This window comes from Bifidobacterium amazonense (genome assembly GCF_018555435.2).
GTDB lineage: Bacteria > Actinomycetota > Actinomycetes > Actinomycetales > Bifidobacteriaceae > Bifidobacterium > Bifidobacterium amazonense.
Genome location: NZ_JAFEJT020000026.1, coordinates 22,160 through 41,418, shown reverse-complemented (window position 1 = coordinate 41,418; position 19,259 = coordinate 22,160). Strand labels below are relative to the sequence as shown.

General features: G+C 66.3%; 16 protein-coding genes. 9 read left to right on the top strand and 7 right to left on the bottom strand.

The annotated features are described in order from the left end of the window. Window positions 1-712 (top strand): NADP-dependent phosphogluconate dehydrogenase (locus tag JS533_RS07390; RefSeq protein ID WP_241513798.1); only part of this gene is annotated, 712 nt, incomplete at its 5' end. 70 nt (window positions 713-782) lie between these two features. Here JS533_RS07390 and JS533_RS07385 read toward each other — a convergent pair. Beyond that, the gene (locus JS533_RS07385) at window positions 783-2,420 is read right to left on the bottom strand and encodes a DNA polymerase III subunit epsilon (protein WP_420838636.1); all 1,638 of its coding nucleotides are present in this window, start codon (window positions 2,418-2,420) and stop codon (window positions 783-785) included. A 104-nt stretch (window positions 2,421-2,524) separates the two neighbouring features. Continuing rightward, window positions 2,525-3,442, bottom strand: a complete 918-nt coding sequence (locus JS533_RS07380; protein WP_241513796.1) for a LysR family transcriptional regulator — start codon at window positions 3,440-3,442, stop codon at window positions 2,525-2,527. Window positions 3,443-3,602: 160 nt separating this feature from the next. Here JS533_RS07380 and JS533_RS07375 point away from each other — a divergent pair, with 160 nt between their 5' ends. Beyond that, window positions 3,603-4,952 (top strand): MFS transporter, encoded by a 1,350-nt coding sequence (locus tag JS533_RS07375; RefSeq protein ID WP_241513795.1) that lies wholly within the window; start codon window positions 3,603-3,605, stop codon window positions 4,950-4,952. A 310-nt stretch (window positions 4,953-5,262) separates the two neighbouring features. Here the strand turns inward: JS533_RS07375 and JS533_RS07370 are convergent, their stop codons facing one another. After that, window positions 5,263-5,790 carry an NAD(P)H-dependent oxidoreductase gene (locus tag JS533_RS07370; protein WP_241513794.1) on the bottom strand — a complete coding sequence of 176 codons (528 nt, stop codon included), beginning with the start codon at window positions 5,788-5,790 and terminating at the stop codon, window positions 5,263-5,265. Window positions 5,791-6,112: 322 nt separating this feature from the next. Here JS533_RS07370 and JS533_RS07365 point away from each other — a divergent pair, with 322 nt between their 5' ends. Then, window positions 6,113-6,511 (top strand): cupin domain-containing protein, encoded by a 399-nt coding sequence (locus JS533_RS07365; RefSeq protein ID WP_241513799.1) that lies wholly within the window; start codon window positions 6,113-6,115, stop codon window positions 6,509-6,511. Window positions 6,512-6,604: 93 nt separating this feature from the next. Here the strand turns inward: JS533_RS07365 and JS533_RS07360 are convergent, their stop codons facing one another. Continuing rightward, complete coding sequence (locus JS533_RS07360) at window positions 6,605-7,279, bottom strand: NADPH-dependent F420 reductase (RefSeq protein ID WP_274619201.1); 675 nt, start codon at window positions 7,277-7,279, stop codon at window positions 6,605-6,607. A 279-nt stretch (window positions 7,280-7,558) separates the two neighbouring features. Here JS533_RS07360 and JS533_RS07355 point away from each other — a divergent pair, with 279 nt between their 5' ends. Both JS533_RS07355 and JS533_RS07350 read left to right on the top strand, forming a co-directional pair. Then, window positions 7,559-8,083 (top strand): PadR family transcriptional regulator, encoded by a 525-nt coding sequence (locus JS533_RS07355; protein WP_241513792.1) that lies wholly within the window; start codon window positions 7,559-7,561, stop codon window positions 8,081-8,083. Window positions 8,084-8,166: 83 nt separating this feature from the next. Continuing rightward, on the top strand, window positions 8,167-9,672 hold the full coding sequence (locus JS533_RS07350; RefSeq protein WP_241513791.1) for a DHA2 family efflux MFS transporter permease subunit: 1,506 nt from the start codon (window positions 8,167-8,169) through the stop codon (window positions 9,670-9,672). Window positions 9,673-9,676: 4 nt separating this feature from the next. Here the strand turns inward: JS533_RS07350 and JS533_RS07345 are convergent, their stop codons facing one another. After that, window positions 9,677-11,098 carry an MDR family MFS transporter gene (locus tag JS533_RS07345; protein ID WP_241513790.1) on the bottom strand — a complete coding sequence of 474 codons (1,422 nt, stop codon included), beginning with the start codon at window positions 11,096-11,098 and terminating at the stop codon, window positions 9,677-9,679. A 426-nt stretch (window positions 11,099-11,524) separates the two neighbouring features. Between JS533_RS07345 and JS533_RS07340 the strand changes: the two genes are divergently transcribed. After that, window positions 11,525-12,625: an aldose 1-epimerase family protein gene (locus tag JS533_RS07340; RefSeq protein ID WP_241513789.1), complete on the top strand. Its 1,101-nt coding sequence runs from the start codon at window positions 11,525-11,527 to the stop codon at window positions 12,623-12,625. Between the two features lie 198 nt (window positions 12,626-12,823). Here JS533_RS07340 and JS533_RS07335 read toward each other — a convergent pair whose 3' ends face one another. Continuing rightward, complete coding sequence (locus JS533_RS07335; RefSeq protein ID WP_241513788.1) at window positions 12,824-13,495, bottom strand: TetR/AcrR family transcriptional regulator; 672 nt, start codon at window positions 13,493-13,495, stop codon at window positions 12,824-12,826. A gap of 306 nt (window positions 13,496-13,801) precedes the next feature. Between JS533_RS07335 and JS533_RS07330 the strand changes: the two genes are divergently transcribed. Genes JS533_RS07330 through JS533_RS07320 form a run of 3 tightly spaced genes read left to right on the top strand, consistent with a single transcriptional unit; the run spans window position 13,802 to window position 18,005 of the window. Next, window positions 13,802-14,503, top strand: coding sequence for an ABC transporter ATP-binding protein (locus tag JS533_RS07330; protein ID WP_241513787.1), 702 nt, complete (start codon window positions 13,802-13,804; stop codon window positions 14,501-14,503). Between the two features lie 14 nt (window positions 14,504-14,517). Continuing rightward, window positions 14,518-17,373 (top strand): ABC transporter permease, encoded by a 2,856-nt coding sequence (locus JS533_RS07325; protein ID WP_241513786.1) that lies wholly within the window; start codon window positions 14,518-14,520, stop codon window positions 17,371-17,373. 59 nt (window positions 17,374-17,432) lie between these two features. Beyond that, entirely contained in the window at window positions 17,433-18,005 is a 573-nt protein-coding gene (locus tag JS533_RS07320; RefSeq protein ID WP_241513785.1) for a TetR/AcrR family transcriptional regulator, read from the top strand. A gap of 91 nt (window positions 18,006-18,096) precedes the next feature. On the opposite strand, the gene JS533_RS07315 is transcribed toward JS533_RS07320, so the two are convergent. Then, window positions 18,097-19,053: a DUF3737 family protein gene (locus JS533_RS07315; protein WP_241513784.1), complete on the bottom strand. Its 957-nt coding sequence runs from the start codon at window positions 19,051-19,053 to the stop codon at window positions 18,097-18,099. Window positions 19,054-19,259: the final 206 nt, after the last annotated feature.

Here is a 19,259-nt window from a genome sequence, read left to right as displayed (position 1 = left end):
CGGCACGCCCACCGAATCGACGATCGCGCGGCTCGGCGAACTGCTCGAACCCGGCGACATCGTCGTCGACGGCGGCAACTCCAAGTACACCGAGGATCGCGAGCACGCGGCCGCGCTCGCCGAACGCGGCATCGGATTCCTCGACTGCGGCGTCTCCGGCGGCGTGTGGGGCGAGGCGCGCGGCTACGCGCTCATGATCGGCGGCTCCGACGCGGACTACGAGCGCGTGCGCCCGATCTTCGAGGCGCTCAAGCCGGAAGGCGAATACGGCCTGGTGCACGCCGGCCCGGTCGGCGGCGGCCACTTCGCGAAGATGGTGCACAACGGCATCGAATACGGCATGATGCAGGCGTTCGGCGAGGGCTTCGCCACGATGATGCGCTCCGAATACGTGACCGATCCGGCCGCGACGATGGACTCGTGGCGCGAAGGCTCCGTGGTGGCCAGCTGGCTGCTCGACCTGTTCGACAACGCCACCGAACACGATCCGTCGCTCAAGGGCGTGCCGGCCGTGGCCAACGAGTCCGGCGAGGCGCGCTGGATGGTCGAGGCGGCGCTCGAACTCGGCGTGCCCACGCCGGCCACCGCGGCCGCCCTGTGGCAGCGGCAGACCTCGCGCGGCGGCGCGGACGACATCCTGCGCGTCGTGACCGCGCTGCGCGCCCAGTTCGGCGGGCACGTCACCAAGGTCGACGAGATCGCCACGCACTGAGCGGGCGGTCTGACGACAGGGCGGTCTGTCGGTCGGGCGGTCTGCCGGCAGTCTACCGGCGGCAGACCGCCTACCAGCGACGGCGCCGGCGGTAGTTGACGATGCGCTTGCCGCCGACGCCCGCCTTGCCGCCCGGACCCCACGGTCCGCGCGCCTCGGCCTTGAGCTGCGTGAGGTGATGCTTCATCGCGAGCAGCATGATATGCGTGTCCTCAAGGCCCAGATGGCGTTCCGCGTCATCCTCGCGCAGCGCGCCCTGACGCTTGGCGTACGCGTCGAGCGTGTTGTCGCCGTCCGGATGGCCCTCGCAGGGCACCGAACCCTCGTCCCACAGGCGGCTCATCGGCAGCGTGTCGATGATCGTCACATGCCCGTTGCGGTACGCCTCCGCATAGCCGGCCACGTTGAGCATGAAGAAGCTGTGCTCGAACGTGGCCATATGCGCCACGAACGGCTGCGTGGTCAGACGCCTGAGCAGGTCGGCCTGCGCGGCCGGATCCTCGTCGAACAGCGGGAACCCGGCACCCGTGCGCTGGCTGATGTCGATGCCGGTCAGCTGGATGATGAACTCATTGCCGTGCCGCGCCGCCTCGGGGGTCACGCCGAACGAGAAGCGGTGCTGGTCGTACGCGTCGCCGGACTCGTAGTAGTCCTTGTCGTACCGGTAGTCGTCGGGCAGCTGGGTCGGGCGCGACGACTTCATGTTCATGTATTCGAAGCCGACGTCGATGATGTACGCGCGGTACGGTTCGGTGCCGTTTGTCTCCAGGTCGATGCCCATCACGTTGTCCACGTCGCGGCCGGGCAGATACACCTCGCGCCAGTAGTCCTTCGGCGCGGCGGCGGCCCGCGCGGCCACATGCTCGGCCGCCGCGTGACGCGACTTCTCGTAACGCATCTCCGGCACCGCGGTTTCGTCGACGTGCTCCTGTTCGACGTTCGGCACGGCCGGATTGTCGTCGTTGATGACCGGCTGTCCCTCGATCAGATAGTCCGGACTGCCCGCGTCCGAACTCGAATCGGCCGGCGCCGACTCGTCCGGGCCGGCCTCGACCGAACCGTAATGCTTCTCGTCCGCCTCGAACAGCGCCATCCGGCGTTCGTGACGGGACTCCTCGCGCTTCTCGCGGTCAGCCTTGCGCTTCTCCGCACGCGCGTTGACGATCTCGGCCGTGCGATCCTGCACGTCGGCCAGATCGTCGTCGGTCAGTCCGCTGCCGTCGGCCGCGTGCAGTACGGGCACGGTCACGCGCTCGCGATCCTCGTCCGTCACCGTCCACAGTCCCTCCGCGACGCCGCGGTCGCGCAGCAGGTCGATCTGATCGGTGAGCCGACGGTCCGCGTACGCGAGCGCGCGCGGCAGCTCGTACGTCTTGATATGACGGTCGAAATCGCGCATGAACACCATGCTCATCTTCGCGATGATCGCCTCGAGCCGGTCGCGGATCTCCAGATCGGCCTTGAGCAGGTCATGCACGCCGATCGCCGCGCCCGGCTCCAGATCGGCCGCGGTCGCGACGCCGATGCCGTGCTCGAGGTCGAGCGAACGCACCCAGTCCCAATCGATGTCGTGGTCGTCGGCGTCGCGCAGCATGATGTACGCCCACTGGCCGATGGTCTCCTTGGCCTTGGTCAGCCACGCGCGGTCGACGCCGTTCGCGTTGTTTTCGTTCGGATTCTGCTGATTGTCTTCTTGTTCGCTACCCATATTATTCATCTTCATGATCGTCGTGATCGTCATGGAATCATTCCCCACGACTTCTATGGTAGCGCTCACAGCCGATGGCGTTTCCGGCTGTTTCGACGGTCCGATCACCGGCCGGGCATCGACGCCGCGAACCGCCGGTTGAGTTCGGCGATGCGGGCGACGAACGCGGCGACGGCGGGGGAGGGATCGAGCGGGTAGAGCAGGCCGTACGAGAGCTCGAGCGGCGTGGGCCAGTCGACGGGAACGTTGACGAGCTGGGGGTGCACGTCGTTCCACATCGGCTTGGAGATGAGCAGGTCGCCGGACTGCGCGCAGTCGTTGAGCGTGTCGAGGTCGTAATGGTCGATGTCGACCAGCGTGATGCCGGGATATGATTCGAGCAGATCGCGCGTCGCGTCGTTGCCGCCGTGATGACGGCGGATGGTGCGGATGCGCTCGCCGGCGAGATCGTCGAGCGTGAGCCGCGCACGGCGGGCGAGCGGATGATTGCGCGGGACGGCGACGCACAACGGCTCCCGGTCGAGGATCAGCGTGCCGCACACGCCGTTCCAATAGCCGGCGTCGAACGCGGTGGAGACCATGTCGATGCCGTCGCCCAGATGGTCGATGATGTCGTCGATGGCGGTCGTGTCGTCGGGGATGGGGACGAGCTCCAGCCTGAGCTCCGGATGATGGCCCGCGTCTCGTTGCCACAGGTCGAGGATGCGACGGCCGGAGCGCAGGATCGAAACGCCGAGACGGACGACGTCGATGTCCGATTCGGCGCCGCGCCGGCGTGCACGGCGCATGATCTCCTCGCATTGGCGTACGATCAGGCGGGCGTCGTCGATGAACTCCTCGCCGGCCGGCGTGGGCGCGACGCCGCTGCGCGACCGGACGAACAGCGTGAGGCCGTATTCCCTCTCGAACGTGTTGACCTGTTTGGCGAGCGCGGGCGTCGAAATGTGCAGCCGGCGTGCGGCCTGCGCGAAACTGCCGGTGTCCGCCGCGGCGATCACCGCGTCAAGCCTGCGATCGTACATGCGTGCCCCCTTCGTATCAACCAACGGTTTATACAGAATAAACCATAAGCACGCGCAAACCCAGTCACGGCAACGGACCGCCACACTATCATGTACTGCGCAACAACTAAGAGATCACGCATCGAGATCACGCATCGAGTCACCCATCATGGAGCAGCACGTGTCATCCGAATTCTCCTCGGCGACGCCCATCGCCGCCACCGCGGCCGCGGCCATCGCCTCGTTCCTCGCCGGCATGGACGTGCTCATCGTCAACGTCGCCCTGCCCACCATCGCGGCCGACCTCGGCGGCGACATGGCCGTCCAGCAGTGGGTCGTGGACGGCTACACGCTGCTGTTCGCCGCGCTGCTGCTGCTCGCGGGCAGCCTGTCCGACCGGTTCGGCGCCAAACGCGTGTTCCTCATCGGCGCGGCCCTGTTCGGCGCGGCCTCGCTGTTCTGCACCTTCGCATGGTCGATGGGCGCGCTCGTGTTCGGACGTTGCGCGCTCGGCGTCGCGTCCGCGCTGATCCTGCCGGCCTCGATGGCGCTCATCAACGAAGCCAACCCGAATCCGCGGCGGCGCGCGTGGGCGCTCGCATTATGGGGCGCGGGCGGCGCTTCGGCCTCCGCCGTCGGCCCGCTGCTCGGCGGACTGCTCACGCCGATCCACTGGAGCTTCGTGTTCGCGATCAACGTGCCGTTCTGCCTGCTCATCCTCTCGCTCGCCCCACGCATCGCAGCCTCGCCGCGCCGGCCGATCCGCTTCGACTGGATCGGTCAGACGCTCGCGTTGATCGGATTGAGCGTACTGGTCGCCGGCATCATCGAAATCGGTTCGATCGGACTGGCCGCGCCGGCGACGCTCGTGCTGCTGGAGGTCGGCGTGGCGGCGCTCGTTCTGTTCGTCATCAGCCAAAGCCGGGTCGCGGCTCCGATGATGCCGCTCGGCCTGTTCCGCATCCGCGGCATGCAGGTCGCGCTGCAGATCGGTTTCATCATGATCTTCAACTGGTACGGCATGGTGTTCATCTGCACGATGTTCCTGCAGAACGAGCTGCACATGGGCGCGTTCGCGGCCGGACTCGTATTCGTGCCGTCCGCGTTCGTCACGATCGCCGGCAACCTGCTCGGCGGGCGCATCATCACCGCGCACGGCGCGCGCTTCTCGATCACGCTGGGACTGTCGATCATGATCGTCGGATTCCTGTTCGAATTCCTCACCCCCGCGCCGATCCCGGTATGGGTGATCGCGGCCGGGCTGAGCATCGTCGGCTTCGGCGCGGCCATCACCACGCCCGCCGCGGCCGGCGTCGTGCTGCGCTCGGTCGACCCCGCGCAGGCCGGCATCGCCTCCGCCATGTTCAACACGTTCCGCCAGGTCGGCGGTGCGATCGGCGTGGCCGTGTTCGGCGTCATCGCCACGTTCCTGCCGTCGCTCACCGCGGCGCTGCGATCCGTCTTCCTCGCCTCCGCGCTGCTGCTCGCGTACGTGCTCGTCTTCGAGCTGACGCGATGGCGGGAACGGTAGCGGCGGCAGAATAGTCAGCAGGAAACCATAGGGAAACCACGGAAACCCCGGAAATTCAAGGAAAGGAACCGCCATGGCCGTCATCGCCGCGCTCGACACCGGCCATAGCTGCTTCGGCGGGCGCAACGACGGCTACAGCGTCGAATCGTTCCTCAGCATGGGCGAGAAGTGGCGCCGCTGAGCCGCCGCCGAATTGCCGGAAAAGCGAACAGGGTCCGGTTTCCGGGACGTCCAGACGACGATCCCGGGAACCGGCCCCTGCGTATATGCGTATGCGTGCGCGTCGCGTCCTTGCGGACGTGCCGCCGCGTTACTTGGCGAGTGCCGCCTGATAGTTCTTCGCGGCCTCGGCCAGCGCCTCATCGGTGATGCCGAACGCGCCGAACGTGACGAACGGCTTGACCCACGTCGCGCTGATGTAGTTGGCGGTGCCCTGGAACGGGACCAGCACCTGGTCGATCACGAACTTGTTCGCGCCGTCCGGCTGGTAGTTCGCCTCCGGGGAGCCGGTGGAGACGGCCACCTGGAACTCCTTGCCCTCGAACGCGTGGCCCTCGGAGCCGTACGCCCAGCCGTGCTGCAGCACCTCGTCCTCCCAGGTCTTGAGCAGCGCGGGGGAGGAGAACCACCACAGCGGGAACTGGAAGACGACGCGGTCGGCCGCCTCGATGGCCGCCTGCTCCGCGGCGACGTCGATCTTGCCGTCCGGGTAGAGCGCGTACTCGTCGCGCACGGTCACGTTGTCGAGCTCCGCAGCCGCGTCGGCCAGCGTCTTGTTGACATGGGACTGGGTGTTCAAGCCGGGGTGGAACACGAGCACCAGGGTCTTCTTGGACATGATTTGCGTCTCCTTGTTATTGGGTTATTGGCGTGGTCTTCCGGTCCGGAATTGCTTCCGGAATACCGCCGGAACGACACCGGATCGCTGCCGGAGTGCGACCGGAATACCACGAAACGAGCTATATCTATCGGTATTACTTTCTCAGACGACACGCCGTTGCGGCAAGCGTGTACGTTCTGGGCGAACGTGGCGGCTCATTGGTCCGCGCATGTTCGCGGACGTGCGTTGACTTCGAGCGCTCGAAGTTCGTAACGTCGGTGATGAACCCGCCGATCGACCGATCGGCCATCGGTACGGAACCATCATGGGAGGAGTCATCATGGACAATCCGAGCGCATTCCCGCTGGGCGAGCCGAACGACGCGTTCGCGCAGTACTTCGACGGCCAGAGCTATCTCGCGCCGCTGGCTGCGGACGATCAGGTGTCGGTCGCGAACGTCACGTTCGAGCCGGGCTGCACGAACCACTGGCACATCCATCACGGCATCTGCCAGATCCTGCTCGCCGTGGGCGGGCGCGGCTACTACCAGATCGAAGGGCAGGGGCCGGTCGAGCTCAAGCCCGGCGACGTGGCCTACATTCCGCCGGACACCAAGCACTGGCATGGCGCGGCGCCGAGCGAATCGTTCGCGCACGTGGCCGTCATGCCCAAGGCCGAGGGCGCTTCGACCGAATGGCTCGAGCCGGTGGACGAGGACTCCTACCGCGCGCTGGCGTGAGTCGCTGTGGGCGACGTAAGGCCGTAGGTCGGCATGATCGTTCGATCGTGCCGACCTACGGCCTGTTTGTTGTCTGAGCCGTTACTTGACGGCCTACTTGACGACCTTGAAGCCGCCGGTCCACGGGGTCTGCTCGGTCACGCCGAGGATGATCTGCAGCGCGCCGTAGCCCTCGAGGTACTGCGCGCGCTTGAGCGGGCCGGCGTCCACGGTCTTGAGCCCCGCGGCCTCGATGAACGCGGCGACGGCCTTCTTGGCGTCCTCGCCGTCGGAGGCGAGCTGCACGACGGTCGGCGCGCCGTCGTTGACGCCGGTGGCCAGCGTCGCGGCGAACGTGGTGTTGAAGCCCTTGACGACGGTGCTGTCCGGCAGCTTGGCGGCCACGTATTCGGCGGCCGACTTGAAGCCCTCCGGCAGGGCGAGGTCGAAGGTGGTGAAGTCGATCGGGTTGGACACGTCGACCACGGTCTTGCCGGCCAGCTGGTCGGCGTAGGCGGCGAGGACCTCGTCGTAGGCCGGGAACGGCAGGGCGAGCACGACGATGTCGCCGTTGATCGTGGCCTCGCCGAACTTCGCGCCGGTGACGCCCGTCGCGGCCGCTGTGGCCTTGTCGGGGTTGCGGTCGATGACCTGCACGCTCGCGCCGGACTTGACGGCGATGCCCGCGACCGCGGAGCCGATGTTGCCTGCGCCGAAGATGGTGATGGTGCTCATGGTGGTGTTCCTTTCGGTGTGTGCCTGCGCCGCATGCCGTGTGTGGTGTGCCATGTGTGGCGTGCCGTGCGCGTTGGCGGTTGGTTGCTGGTTGGTCGGATGGTTGGTTTGTTTGTTTGTTGTTACGACCGCCGCGGTGGAGGTTCGTGGTGCCGTTGCGTTCGCGTTGATGCCAGTATGCACCTCGGTACGAGATATTTCAAACTGAGATATATCGGAAAGATTTATGATGCGTGCGTGATCGTTGGAATTCCGGCGATTGCGCGTCGTTGTGCGCCGGCCGAGCTCGGCGTGTCGTTCCGAGATATCTCGAATTGAGATATCATGGTCGATATGATGAACACGATAGAACTCATGACGCTCGGCTTCCTGAGCGAGGAGCCGTTGTGCGGATACCGCCTGCGCAAGAAGATGGAACAGCTGCAGGGCTACATGCAGGCCGTCTCCGACGGCACGCTCCACACGGTGACGAACAAATTCGTCAAGGCCGGCTACATCGGCGAGACCTTCAACGTGGTCAACGGCCGCCGCCTGCGCGAATTCCACCTCGAACCCGCCGGCCGCGAAAAACTCGTCGACGAGCTCAAAAACACCAGCGGCTACATGCTCACCAACATCACCAAATGGGCCGTCGTCATGTCGTTCCTCTCCGTCATCCCCGACGAGGCCGACCGGCGCGCCGTGCTGCGCCGCCGTCTCGACCTGCTTGAATCCGACGTACGCCGGCTCTACAGCGACGGCGAAGGCCCGATCGACAACGATCAGGTCACCGACAAGTACCGCCGCGCGATCATCACGGTCCACGACGCGGAAATCGACGCCGAACGCCAGTGGCTCAGGCAGGAACTCGGCGAGTGAGTTTCGTGTAACATTCGCCGGTACGATGGCACCTTGTTTGATATGCAACAATCACCGATGCCGCCGGGAAATGGAGAACGCGCATGACGGGACAAGACAGGGAAGCCGCAGCCGGCGAACGACAGGAGCGAAACGGTGCGGGAGCCGCGGCGAAGACGCCCCCGGCCAACGGCAAACGCCCCGTACCGGTCTCCATCGTCATCTGCGTGGTCGCGCTCGCGATCCTCACCTTCCTCGGCATCCTGTCCGAAACGTCGCTCAACATCGCCTACTCCACGCTCATGCAGGAGTTCTCGGTCGACGCATCCACGGTGCAATGGCTCACCACCGGCTACCTGCTGCTCCTGTCGGTCGCGATCCCAAACTCGCCGTTCATGGTCCGCCGCTTCGCCACCAGAACCTTGTTCGTTGCGGCGGTCGCGATCTTCACCGTCGGCACGCTGATCGGCGCGTTCGCCGTCAACTTCCCGATGCTGCTCGCCGCGCGTCTCGTCATGGCGCTCGGCACCGGCATCTCATTGCCGCTCATCACCAACATCATTCTCGACAAGGCGCCGCTCGAACAACGCGGCGCGATGCTCGGCATCGTCAGCCTCGTCACCTGCGCCGCGCCGGCCATCGGCCCGGTGTTCGGCGGCGTGGTCATGGAATGGCTCGACTGGCATTGGATCTTCTACACGATGCTGCCGTTCCTGGCCGTCTCGTTCGCGCTCGGCATGGCCACGGTGCCGGAGATCCGCCACCCCGGCGACCGCGAGCAGGCGACGATCAGCGTGCCGTCGCTGCTGCTGGTCGCGGTCGGACTCGCCGGCCTGATCGTCGCGGTGAGCTTCTTCGCCGGATGGAACGGCGACTGGCGGTTCTGGCTGACGCTGGCCGCAAGCGTGGCGGTACTGGCCGTGTTCGCGATCGTGCAGCTGCGCATGACGCGTCCGCTGGTCGAGGTGCGCGTGTTCGCCTACCCGGGATTCTCGCTCGGCATGCTGATCCTGCTCATGGCGTCCGGCGGCGTGCTCGGCCTCAACTTCATGCTGCCGATCCTGCTGCAGCGCGGATTCGGCATGGGCAGCCTCGCCGCCGCGCTGACCCTGCTGCCGGGCGCGGCGGTCGGAGCGATCGCCGCGCCGATGATCGGCGGGGCGCTGAAGAACCATTTCCCGCCGAAGTTCATCGTGATCGGATTCTCGGTCGTCACCGTGATGGACGTCGTGTTCATCGCGGCCTCCGGCAACGTGGCGGCGGTGGCCATCGCCTACGCGGTGTTCATGGCGTTCTCCGGATTCGTGCTCGTGCCCGACCAGACCCATGCGTTGAACCAGCTGCCCGCACGGCTCAACGCGGACGGCTCGGCGGTGATGAACACCGTCCAACAGCTGGCAGGCGCGATCGGCACGGCCGTGGCCAGCGCGCTGCTGTCCGAATTCTCCGCCGCCGCGGCCCGCTCCGGCGCGGGCGAGGCCGAATCGTACCTGCAGGGCTTCTCGTCGAGCATGTGGGTGCTCGCCGGCATGGCCGTGGTCGGCGTCGTGCTTGCCGCGCTCATGTTCCGCTTCTCCACACGTCGCGCTCCCGAACTCAAGGAGGCGTAGCGCGTCAGCGTCGCCCGTCGCGCACGAACAGCGACAGCGCGAACGCGACGATCGCCACGCCGGTCGAGACGACGAACACCGCATCCACGCCATGAGCGAGACCGGCCGCGGCCGATCCGGCAACAGAGGCGGGCAGCGTGTGCGTCGTCATGATCGTGAAGCAGATCGCGATGCCGATCGCCGCGCACGTCTGCCGCAACGTGTTGTTCATCGCCGTGCCGTGCGGGATCAGCGGGCCCGTCAACTGGTTGAGCGCGGTCGTGGTCAACGGCATCAGGCAGAACGCGACGCCGGCCATCATCAGCGTGAAGAACACCGCCGGATACCATGCCGGTGTGGCCGCACCCATACGCGACAGCGCGAACGAGGCCGCCGCGACAACGGCGATCGCGGGCGGCGCGATGCGACGGATGCCGAACCGGTCGAACAGACGGCCGGCGACCGGATTGAACACGCCCTCGGCGATGCCGCCGCCCGCCAGCAGCAGGCCGGACTGCAACGCGGTCATCCCCAGCGAATTCTGGATGAACATCGGCAGGATGTTCATCGTCGAAATGAACGTGACGAACACCAGCACGATCACGATCATCGGCAGTGTAAACATCGGCTTGGCGAACACGCGGAAGTTGAGCAGCGGGCGCGGCAGGCGCAGCTGTCTCGTGATGAATGCGACCAGCGAGACCGCGCCGACCGCCAGCGAACCCAGCGTGCCGGCGGACGTCCAGCCGGACTGGCCGGCCAGCGAAAACCCGAGTAGCAGGCCGCCGAAACCGAGCGTCGACAGCGCGACCGACGGAACGTCGATCGTCGGATCGGTCTGCGGCGTGACGTTGCGCACGGTCGGGATCGCGGCGGCGAGCACGGCCACGGCGATCACGACAAGCGGGGCGAACAGGAATCGCCACGGCAGCAGGTCGATGATCAGGCCGGACAGGGTCGGGCCGATCGCCGGCGCGAACGCGATGACCATGCCGAACCAGCCCATCGCCGTGCCGCGCTTGCTCGGCGGGAACGTGAGGAACAGCACGGTCTGCAGCAGCGGCATGAGGATGCCCGCGCCGGTGGCCTGCAGGACGCGGCCGGCCAGCAGCACCCAGAAGCCGGGCGCGAACATGCACACGAGCGTACCGAACAGGAACATGCCGATCGCGTAGAAGAACAGCTGTCGCGTGGTGAAGCGCTGGATGAGGAACGCGGTGATCGGGATCATGATGCCGTTCGTGAGCATGAACCCGGTGCTCAGCCACTGCGCGGTGTTGCTGGTGACGCCGAAGTCGAGCATGAGATGGGGGAGTGCGCTCGTCATGAGCGTCTGGTTGAGGATGGCGGTGAACGAGCCGACCATCATGATGACGATCGGGAGGATCGGGTGGGCGGATGACGGTTCCGCGGACGGAACGGATCGCGTTGCGCGCGAGACGGGCATGGCTGTTCCTTTCAGCTGCGATGCGAATGGTGGTTCCCAGCCGATTTCGGTCAACGTCATGATGCGCGGATGCCCGTCGGACGATCCGATTCGGATTATTTGGGATATTGCCGATGTGGAATCCGTGGAATCCGTTGCGCGACGCCGTAGCCCCTGCCGGTCGATGTCACCGACAGTCTACCGGCGGGGCGGACAACCATCGTTTGCGGGTTCTCCATGGTGTCGTTGTGGTGTCGCGGTACCGGTCCTTGGCTGTGCCTGCCGGGGTGATGTCCATGAGACGGGCTGAGGATGGTCGTGCCGCGGTGTTGGTCGGGGTGCTGCATTGGCGCGGCACGTGGGCGGCACGCCGCGGAAAGCGTTTGCTTACAGTTCGTGGCCGTGTACAGTGTGGGGAGGAAAAACACCGTTACAAGGAGGTACACCATGCTCGTCAACCGAGACAATCCCGCCCGCGCCGATATGCTCGCCCACATGGGCAGCCTGCAGCAGGCCGCCTACACGCGCCCGGTCGAATACCAGGAGGGCCGCTCCCACGGCCTGCGCGGCATCGAGGTGAAGAACGGTCCGCTGCGTTTCATGTCGATGGCCGACCGCGCGCTCGACATCGCGCAGATCGAATACCGGGGCGAGAACCTCACGTTCCTGTCCAAGCCGGGCCTCAACGGCCGCAACCAGTTCGACACGAACGGCGCCGAGGCGCAGCGCTCCATCATGGGCGGCCTGTTCTTCACCTGCGGGTTCGAGAACATCTGCGCGCCGTACGTGACGCAGGAGGGTTCCAAGTATCCGGCCGGCAGCTATCCGATGCACGGCCGCATCCGCACCACGCCCGCCGAGCACGTCTCCTCCGACGCGTATTGGGACGAGAACGGCCGGTATGTGCTCGAGGTGTCGGGCGAGATGCGCGAGGCGGAGCTGTTCGGCGAGAACATGGTGCTGCGCCGCCGCATCACGAGCGTGTACGGCACGTCGACGATCACCGTTGAGGACGAAGTGACCAATGAGAGCTTCCGCACCGAGCCGCTCATGTGGATGTACCACTGCAACTTCGGCTGGCCGCTGCTGGCGGAGGGCGCCCAGGTCGTGATCCCGAGCCGCAAGGCCACGCCGCGCGACGAGACGACCGCCGCCGACGAGACCCCGTGGAGCGAGATCGGCGCGCCGGTCGACAACAAGCCGGAAAGCGTGTACCTGCACGACCTGGCCGCCGATGCGGACGGCCGCAGCTTCGCCGCGGTCGTCAACCGCAAGCTGGGCCTCGGCGTCGTGATCGAGTTCGATGCGGCCGACTTCCCGTACTTCATGGAATGGAAGTCGATGGGCTCCGGCGACTATGTGGTCGGACTTGAGCCGTCGAATTCGAGCGTGCACGGCCGCGGCTGGCACGAGGAGCGCGGCGACCTGCACACGATCGCGCCGCAGGCCACCGAGCGCAAGGTCGTCACGTTCACCGTCATCGAGGGAGACGAGGAGATCGACGCCCTCATCGCCCGCCGCGACGCGCTCGTCGGCTCTGCGCGATAGCAGTTCGACGATTGAGAGGCGGAAATCGGCCTTGGTAGAGGTCAGTTTGACGATTGAGAGGCGATCTTGCGCGCCGCAAGGTGCCATACGAGTGCATACGCCCTTGTTTTCCGGGCGTGTCGCCGAGGGGATGCCAGGGAAGTAGCCTCTCAATCGTCAAACCGACGTTGACGGACGCGGATTTCCGCCTCTCAATCGTCAAACTGATGCCGTGCCGGCCTGATGCGGTGCGGTATTCCCCGGTGACGGTTCGTCGGAGTCGCCGCCATCCCTGAGCGAGTTGATGAGCTGGGAGATGACGTTCGGCAGGATGGATCCGCTGAGCCATTCGACGTTCTCGGCGGTGAACAGGGCGGGCGCCTTGGCGAGGATGCCGAGCACGCCGCTGGAGACGAATTCCAGCAGGATATGCTGGCCTGGGTTGAGCGTGGCGGAATCGCGGCCGAGCGCCGCCATCCAGATGTCGATGACGCGCGTCTTGAGCTGCGCCGCAAGTCCGGCCGATCCATGCGGTCCGGCGATGAGCGAGAGTCGGCGGACGTTCGCCATGCGTTGCGGCGAGGCCACGTTGGCGAGCGCGAAGGCGCGGATGTCGTCGATGGTGCCGATGCCGCCCGTGGCATCGCGTTGCCTGACGATGCTCGTGATGAACGCGATGATGTCCGGCTCCTCGTAGATCGCCGCGATCGCGTCGTCGGCCAGTTCCGGGATGTTGCCGTAGTGGTAGTAGAACGCGCTGCGGTTGAGCCCGCTGACGCGCGTGATGTCGCTGATGGTGATCTGCGCGTATGGCTTCTGCTCGAGCAGCAGCCAGAACGCCTCCTGCATCTTTTCCGGTGCGCTGCGCTCGCCGGCCCTCGGTCTTGTCATGTTTATGCTCCCTGACTGTCGTGCATTGTCGGGTTACGTCTCGTGATAACTCGACATCGTATCGTGTTTTTGCCGGAATGCCACGGTCCTATCGTGGTTTCGCCCAAACAACCCGACACAATGTGGAATTGCGTGGATTTATTTACCCCACATGGTGATGTATTTCTTGGAAGCGCAATGCACCGGAACCCGACACGACGAAAGAAGGCATTGCCGTCGCGGCCGGGATGCTTCTGAGCCATTGGGCCATGCGCGGACGAGCGTCGCGACGCCGCGCAGGCCACCGCAAGAGAGGACCGAACCACCATGAGCTTCCTTGAATTCCACGACGTGGTACGCCAATACGGCACCGGCCAATCCGCCGTGCTGGCGCTCGACCACGCCACCTTCGACATCGAACAGGACGAACTCGCCATCATCCTCGGCGCGTCCGGCGCCGGCAAATCCACCACGCTGAACATTCTCGGCGGCATGGACCGCGCCACCTCCGGCACGGTGAAGATCGACGGCAATGACATCACCAAGGCCGACGAGGCGCAGCTGACCGACTACCGCCGCTTCGACGTCGGCTTCGTCTTCCAGTTCTACAACCTCGTGCCCAACCTCACCGCGCTCGAAAACGTCGAACTCGCCAGCCAGATCTGCCCCGACGCGCTCGACGCGCGCGAAACCCTCGAAAAAGTCGGACTGGGGGAGCGTCTGAACAACTTTCCCGCGCAGCTCTCGGGCGGCGAACAGCAACGCGTCTCCATCGCCCGCGCGCTCGCCAAGAACCCGAAGCTGCTGCTGTGCGACGAGCCGACCGGCGCGCTCGACTACAACACCGGCAAGGAGGTGCTCCGGCTCCTGCAGGACGCCTGCCGCAACCGCGGCATCACCGTCGCGCTCGTCACGCACAACTCCGCCCTCGCGCCGATGGGCGACCGTCTGATCCGCTTCCGTTCCGGCAAGGTCACCGAGATCACGCGCAACCCGAACCCGATGCCGATCGCCGACATCGAATGGTAGGGGAGGAGCCTGCGATGACACGAACCATGCAACGCCGCGCGATGCGGGCGCGCCGACGCACCGCGATGTGGAAGGACGCCTGGCGCGCGATCCGCGGCAACGGCAGGCGTTTCGCCGCGATGCTCGTCATCGTCGCGGTCGGCGTGATGATGCTCGGCGGACTGAACACCGTCGGCCGCGACATCCGCGCCGGTCTCGACGAATTCTTCGACGGGACGGCCATGCACGACATCTCGATCGTCTCCACGCTCGGCTTCGACGATGACGACGTCGCCGCGCTGCGCAAGGTCGACGGCGTCGCGGACGCGGCCGGCGAGCGCAGCGCCTCGGTCACGACGAGAATCGACGGCAAGAGCGCGTCGGCCACCGTCACCGAGCTCAACGACCGCGGCATCGACAGCCCGTACGTCAGCGACGGCCGGCTGCCGAACGCCGCCCGCGAGATCGCCGTCACGCGGCAGTATCTGGACGATGCCGGCAAGAAGATCGGCGATACGCTCGAGTTCTCGCCGGATGATTCGCTGACGTCGACGGCCGCGGTCGCTACGTCTGCGACGGACGCCGACGCGGCGTCGGATGCGTCTGGTGACGCGACCGACTCGTCGACCACGACCGGCACGTTCGCGGACGGCGAGTACACGATCGTCGGCGAGATCATCGACCCGAACGACATCGTGAATCCCAACGGTCCGCTCGCGCTCGTCTCCGGCGGCAAGACCGTGTATCCGATGGTCGTCTCGTCCGACTCGCTCGCCGAAGCCGACACGGCCGACGCGCCGTATACGTCCGTCGTGGTCACGGCGGACGGCGCGGCCGCGATGAACACGTACGACGACGACTATCTCAACACGGTCGCCGACGTGCGCGCCGCGATCGAAGCCATCCAGTCGACCCGCGAACAGGCGCGCACCGACGCGGTCCGCGACGCCGCGCTCGACAAGGCAATGGCCGCGCTCGACGCGCAACGGGCGCAGATCGACGCGCTGCCCGACGGACTGCCGGCCAAAACGGCCGCCGAGGCGAAGCTCGCCGATGCCGAGACCGCCGTCAGGGAACGGGTCTCCGCGATGCCGGAGGCCAAGTGGATCATTCGCGACCGCAGCGCCGTCACCAGCTGGCAGGACGTCAAGACGCAAAGCGACATGGTCATGCGCCTGGGCACGATGTTCCCCATCCTGTTCCTCGTCATCGCGCTGCTGGTGAGCCTGACCGCCGTCACGCGCATGGTCGAGGAGGATCGCGGGCTCATCGGCACCTACAAGGCGCTCGGCTACACGCGCCGCGAGACCATGCTCAAATACCTCGTCTACTCGGGCGCGGCCTGCCTGTTCGGCGGTCTGCTCGGCGATGCGCTCGGCCTGATCGGTCTGCCGTTCGTGTTCACGCGCCGGCTGATCTCGCGCATCTACGTGCTGCCCGGCTATCCGCTGCTGGTCGACTGGCGGCTCGCGGTCGGCGGCGTGCTGCTGTTCGTGGTCGTGATCACCGGCGCGGCCGCGGCCGCCTGCTCCGGATCGCTGCGGTTGGAGCCGGCCGAACTCATGCGTCCGAAGGCGCCGAAGGCCGGCCGTACGATCGTGTTGCAGCGTATCGGGTTTGTGTGGAACCATCTGAGCTTCCTCGGCAAGGTGACCGCGCGCAACCTGTTCCGATACAAGTCGCGTGCGCTCATGGTCATCATCGGCGTGCTCGGCTGCACCGCGCTCATGACCGCGGGCTTCGGCATGGGCGGTTCCGCATTGACGCTCATGCCGCGGCAGTTCAGCGAGATCGCGCAATACGACGTGATGGCCGTCACGTCTGCCGCCGACCATGATCAGGCGCAGCATGATCTGGACGATGATGCGGACGTGGAGGCGACGCTGCCGGTGCATCTGGAGAGCGCGACGCTGTCCGTGGCCGGTACGTCCGGCGACGGCGATGACGGCGACACGAGCGGCGCGAGCGGTACGTCCGGCGACGGCACCGCCGACACCAAGCTCACCGTGCAACTCATCGTCGTGCCCGACGATGCGTCGCTCGACGGCTGGCTCGATCTGCACACCGTCGACGGCGAGCCGATCGCGCTCGCGAGTACGAGCGACGGCGACTCCGGCCGGCCCGCCGCGATCGTAACCGCCAACGCCGCCGACACCTTCTCCCTGAAGGCCGGCGACACGGTGACCGCGGTCGACGCCATGATGGACTCCGCCGACGTGACCGTGCTCGGCGTGGCCCAGTACTACACGGGCAACGTCATGGTCATGACCGCAAGCGCCTACCGCGATGCGTTCGGCACGTCCGACGCTGGCACGTCCGGCACCGGCTCGGACGATGACGCGCTGCAGCTCAACGCCGATTACATCAAGGTCAAGGGCGACGCGGACGCGCAGATCGCCTTCGCCGACCGGCTCGCCTCGCAGGACGCCTACCTGTCCGTGACGAGCGCCGCCAGGCAGATGCGCGACTTCTCGAAGAGCTTCCTCATCTTCTTCGTGATGATCGGGTTCATCGTGGTCATGGCCGCGGTTCTCGCGATCGTGGTGCTCTACACGCTCGCCAGCACGAACATCTCCGAGCGCGAACGGGAGCTCGCCACCATCAAGGTGCTCGGCTTCCGGCGGCGCGAGGTGCACGGCTACGTGAACAAGGAGATGCTGCTGCTGGCGTCGATCGGCATCGCGGTCGGCCTGCCGTGCGGGCGCGGGCTGCTGGGCCTCCTGCTCGGCAGGCTCGATCTGCCGGGCATGAACATCGTGCCGAACGTGGCCTGGTACTGCTATGTGGCGGCGGCCGCGCTCGCGCTCGCGTTCACCGTGGTCGTCGAACTCGCCACGAACCGTTCGCTCGACCGGATCGACATGGTCGGCGCGCTCAAGAGCCCCGAGTGATCCGCCGTGCGGCGACGTATGATGTACGTTCGTACGCCGCGACGTGTATGGTCGGCTCCATGAACGAAGAGCAGACGCAGGAGTCCCGCCGCGCCGATCCGGACCGCAAAAGCCGGATCATCGACGCATGCCTCGACGTGATCGCCGAACGCGGCGTGGCCGGCACGTCGCACCGCGTGGTCGCCGCGGCCGCACACGTGCCGCTCGGGTCGATGACTTACCATTTCCGCGGCATGGCCGATCTGCTGCATCAGGCGTTCGACCGGTACGCGCAGCAGTGCATCGACCGGTTCGACGAACGCATGGCCGCCGTGCCCGCCGGCGACAAGGCCGCGGCCTGCGAGGCGATCGCGCGGCATGTCGAGGGCGATCTGGTCAGCACGCAGCGCGACCTGGTCATCAACCTCGAGTTCTACACGATCGCCGCGCGTGACCCGGCCTACCGCGACATCGCCGAGCGGTGGATGGCCGCCAGCCGCGCGCAGCTCGAGCGCTTCTTCGACAAGCCCACGGCCGCGCTGCTCGACGCGATGGTCGAGGGGCTCACCTTGCACCGCGCGCTCGGCACGCACGCCGAAGCGCACGATCCGCAGGTCGTGCGCGACGGGATCCGCCGCGTCGCCGGACTGTGACGGCCGGCCGACGAGCGATCGGTGATGCAGTCGGTGATGCGGTCGTCACGCGTTCAACGCGAGATGACCAGTGCGATGGTCGGCGTGACGGTCAGCGCGTGACGATCGTCGTCTTCGCCGGGTCGATGCGGTCCGCGTCGAGCGTGAGCTCGCCGATCCGATCGGCGCGGATCACGCCGGACGTCGGATTGATCACGCTGTCGATCGTGCCGGTCGCGTCCACGTCCACCGTCGAATACTCGAACGCGAGCGTCGTGTTGACGAACCGGCAGTTCCTCATGACAAGGTTGTCGATGTAGCACAGTCCCTGCAGGCTTTCGATCGTGCAGTCGACGAGCGTGACGTTGCGCGAGTTCCAGCCGAGATACTCGCCGGAGATATACGAATGCTCGATCGTCACGTTCTCGCAGTTCCAGAACGCGTCCTTGGAGATCAGCCGCGAATCGCGCACGGTCACGTTGCGCGCCCCGTCGAACGGATAGTTGCCGACCAGACGCAGGTTGGTCGCCGTCACGTCCTCGCAGTTCATCGCCAGATAGTCGCCGCGCGCGACGACGTTCTCAAGCGTCACGCCGGTGCAGTTCCACAGCGTCTCCTCGGCGTGCGTCAGATCGACGTTGCGCAGCGTCACGTCGGAGGTGCGGCGGAAGTTCTTCGGGCCCTCGACCGTGCAGTCCTCCACGAGCAGATGATGCGTGTACCACACGCCCGCGCGCGCCATCTCGAACCACGTCGAATCGCGCACGGTCACGTTGTTCGCGTACCACAGCGGATACTTCCACTGGAACGAACTCGAGACGACCTCGACGTCGTGCACATGCTTGAGCGGCGACTCGCCGTCCGCGAAGAGGCAGTCCACGTAGCGGCGGTCGTGCGCGAAGAACTCCGCGCGCTCGCCGGTCAGACGACGCTGGCGCACCTCATCCATGCCGTTGGCGTCGCGGCCTGTCGGCTGTGTCAGGCTCCCGGACTCGGCCTCCGGTCGGGGTGCGCTGGACGCGTTGACGCTGGCCATGGTTGTGCCGGTCACGTTGGTCGTCCCGGTCATGTCTGCTCCGGACACCTCTGCAAAAGCGTTCACTGTGATCTGATCTCCTCGTGGAATCTCTCCTCGGCTGTGCCGCGTCGGTCGTTTCGGGCCGGCCACGTCGCCATGATTGCCGTACGGGAACGACGATAGGAACTTCGAGCACTTGAAGTCAAAACAGGGAACCGCCGTTCCGCTCTCGGCGCACGGTCGGCGTTGGACCATGG

Excerpts from the sequence above, each read along its gene's own strand:
- JS533_RS07385 (WP_420838636.1), bottom strand. The coding sequence starts at position 2,420 with ATGGGTAGCGAACAAGAAGACAATCAGCAGAATCCGAACGAAAACAAC.
- JS533_RS07380 (WP_241513796.1), bottom strand. The coding sequence starts at position 3,442 with ATGTACGATCGCAGGCTTGACGCGGTGATCGCCGCGGCGGACACCGGC.
- JS533_RS07370 (WP_241513794.1), bottom strand. The coding sequence starts at position 5,790 with ATGTCCAAGAAGACCCTGGTGCTCGTGTTCCACCCCGGCTTGAACACC.
- JS533_RS07365 (WP_241513799.1), top strand. The coding sequence starts at position 6,113 with ATGGACAATCCGAGCGCATTCCCGCTGGGCGAGCCGAACGACGCGTTC.
- JS533_RS07360 (WP_274619201.1), bottom strand. The coding sequence starts at position 7,279 with ATGGCACACCACACACGGCATGCGGCGCAGGCACACACCGAAAGGAAC.
- JS533_RS07355 (WP_241513792.1), top strand. The coding sequence starts at position 7,559 with ATGATGAACACGATAGAACTCATGACGCTCGGCTTCCTGAGCGAGGAG.
- JS533_RS07350 (WP_241513791.1), top strand. The coding sequence starts at position 8,167 with ATGACGGGACAAGACAGGGAAGCCGCAGCCGGCGAACGACAGGAGCGA.
- JS533_RS07345 (WP_241513790.1), bottom strand. The coding sequence starts at position 11,098 with ATGCCCGTCTCGCGCGCAACGCGATCCGTTCCGTCCGCGGAACCGTCA.
- JS533_RS07340 (WP_241513789.1), top strand. The coding sequence starts at position 11,525 with ATGCTCGTCAACCGAGACAATCCCGCCCGCGCCGATATGCTCGCCCAC.
- JS533_RS07335 (WP_241513788.1), bottom strand. The coding sequence starts at position 13,495 with ATGACAAGACCGAGGGCCGGCGAGCGCAGCGCACCGGAAAAGATGCAG.
- JS533_RS07330 (WP_241513787.1), top strand. The coding sequence starts at position 13,802 with ATGAGCTTCCTTGAATTCCACGACGTGGTACGCCAATACGGCACCGGC.
- JS533_RS07325 (WP_241513786.1), top strand. The coding sequence starts at position 14,518 with ATGACACGAACCATGCAACGCCGCGCGATGCGGGCGCGCCGACGCACC.
- JS533_RS07320 (WP_241513785.1), top strand. The coding sequence starts at position 17,433 with ATGAACGAAGAGCAGACGCAGGAGTCCCGCCGCGCCGATCCGGACCGC.
- JS533_RS07315 (WP_241513784.1), bottom strand. The coding sequence starts at position 19,053 with ATGACCGGGACGACCAACGTGACCGGCACAACCATGGCCAGCGTCAAC.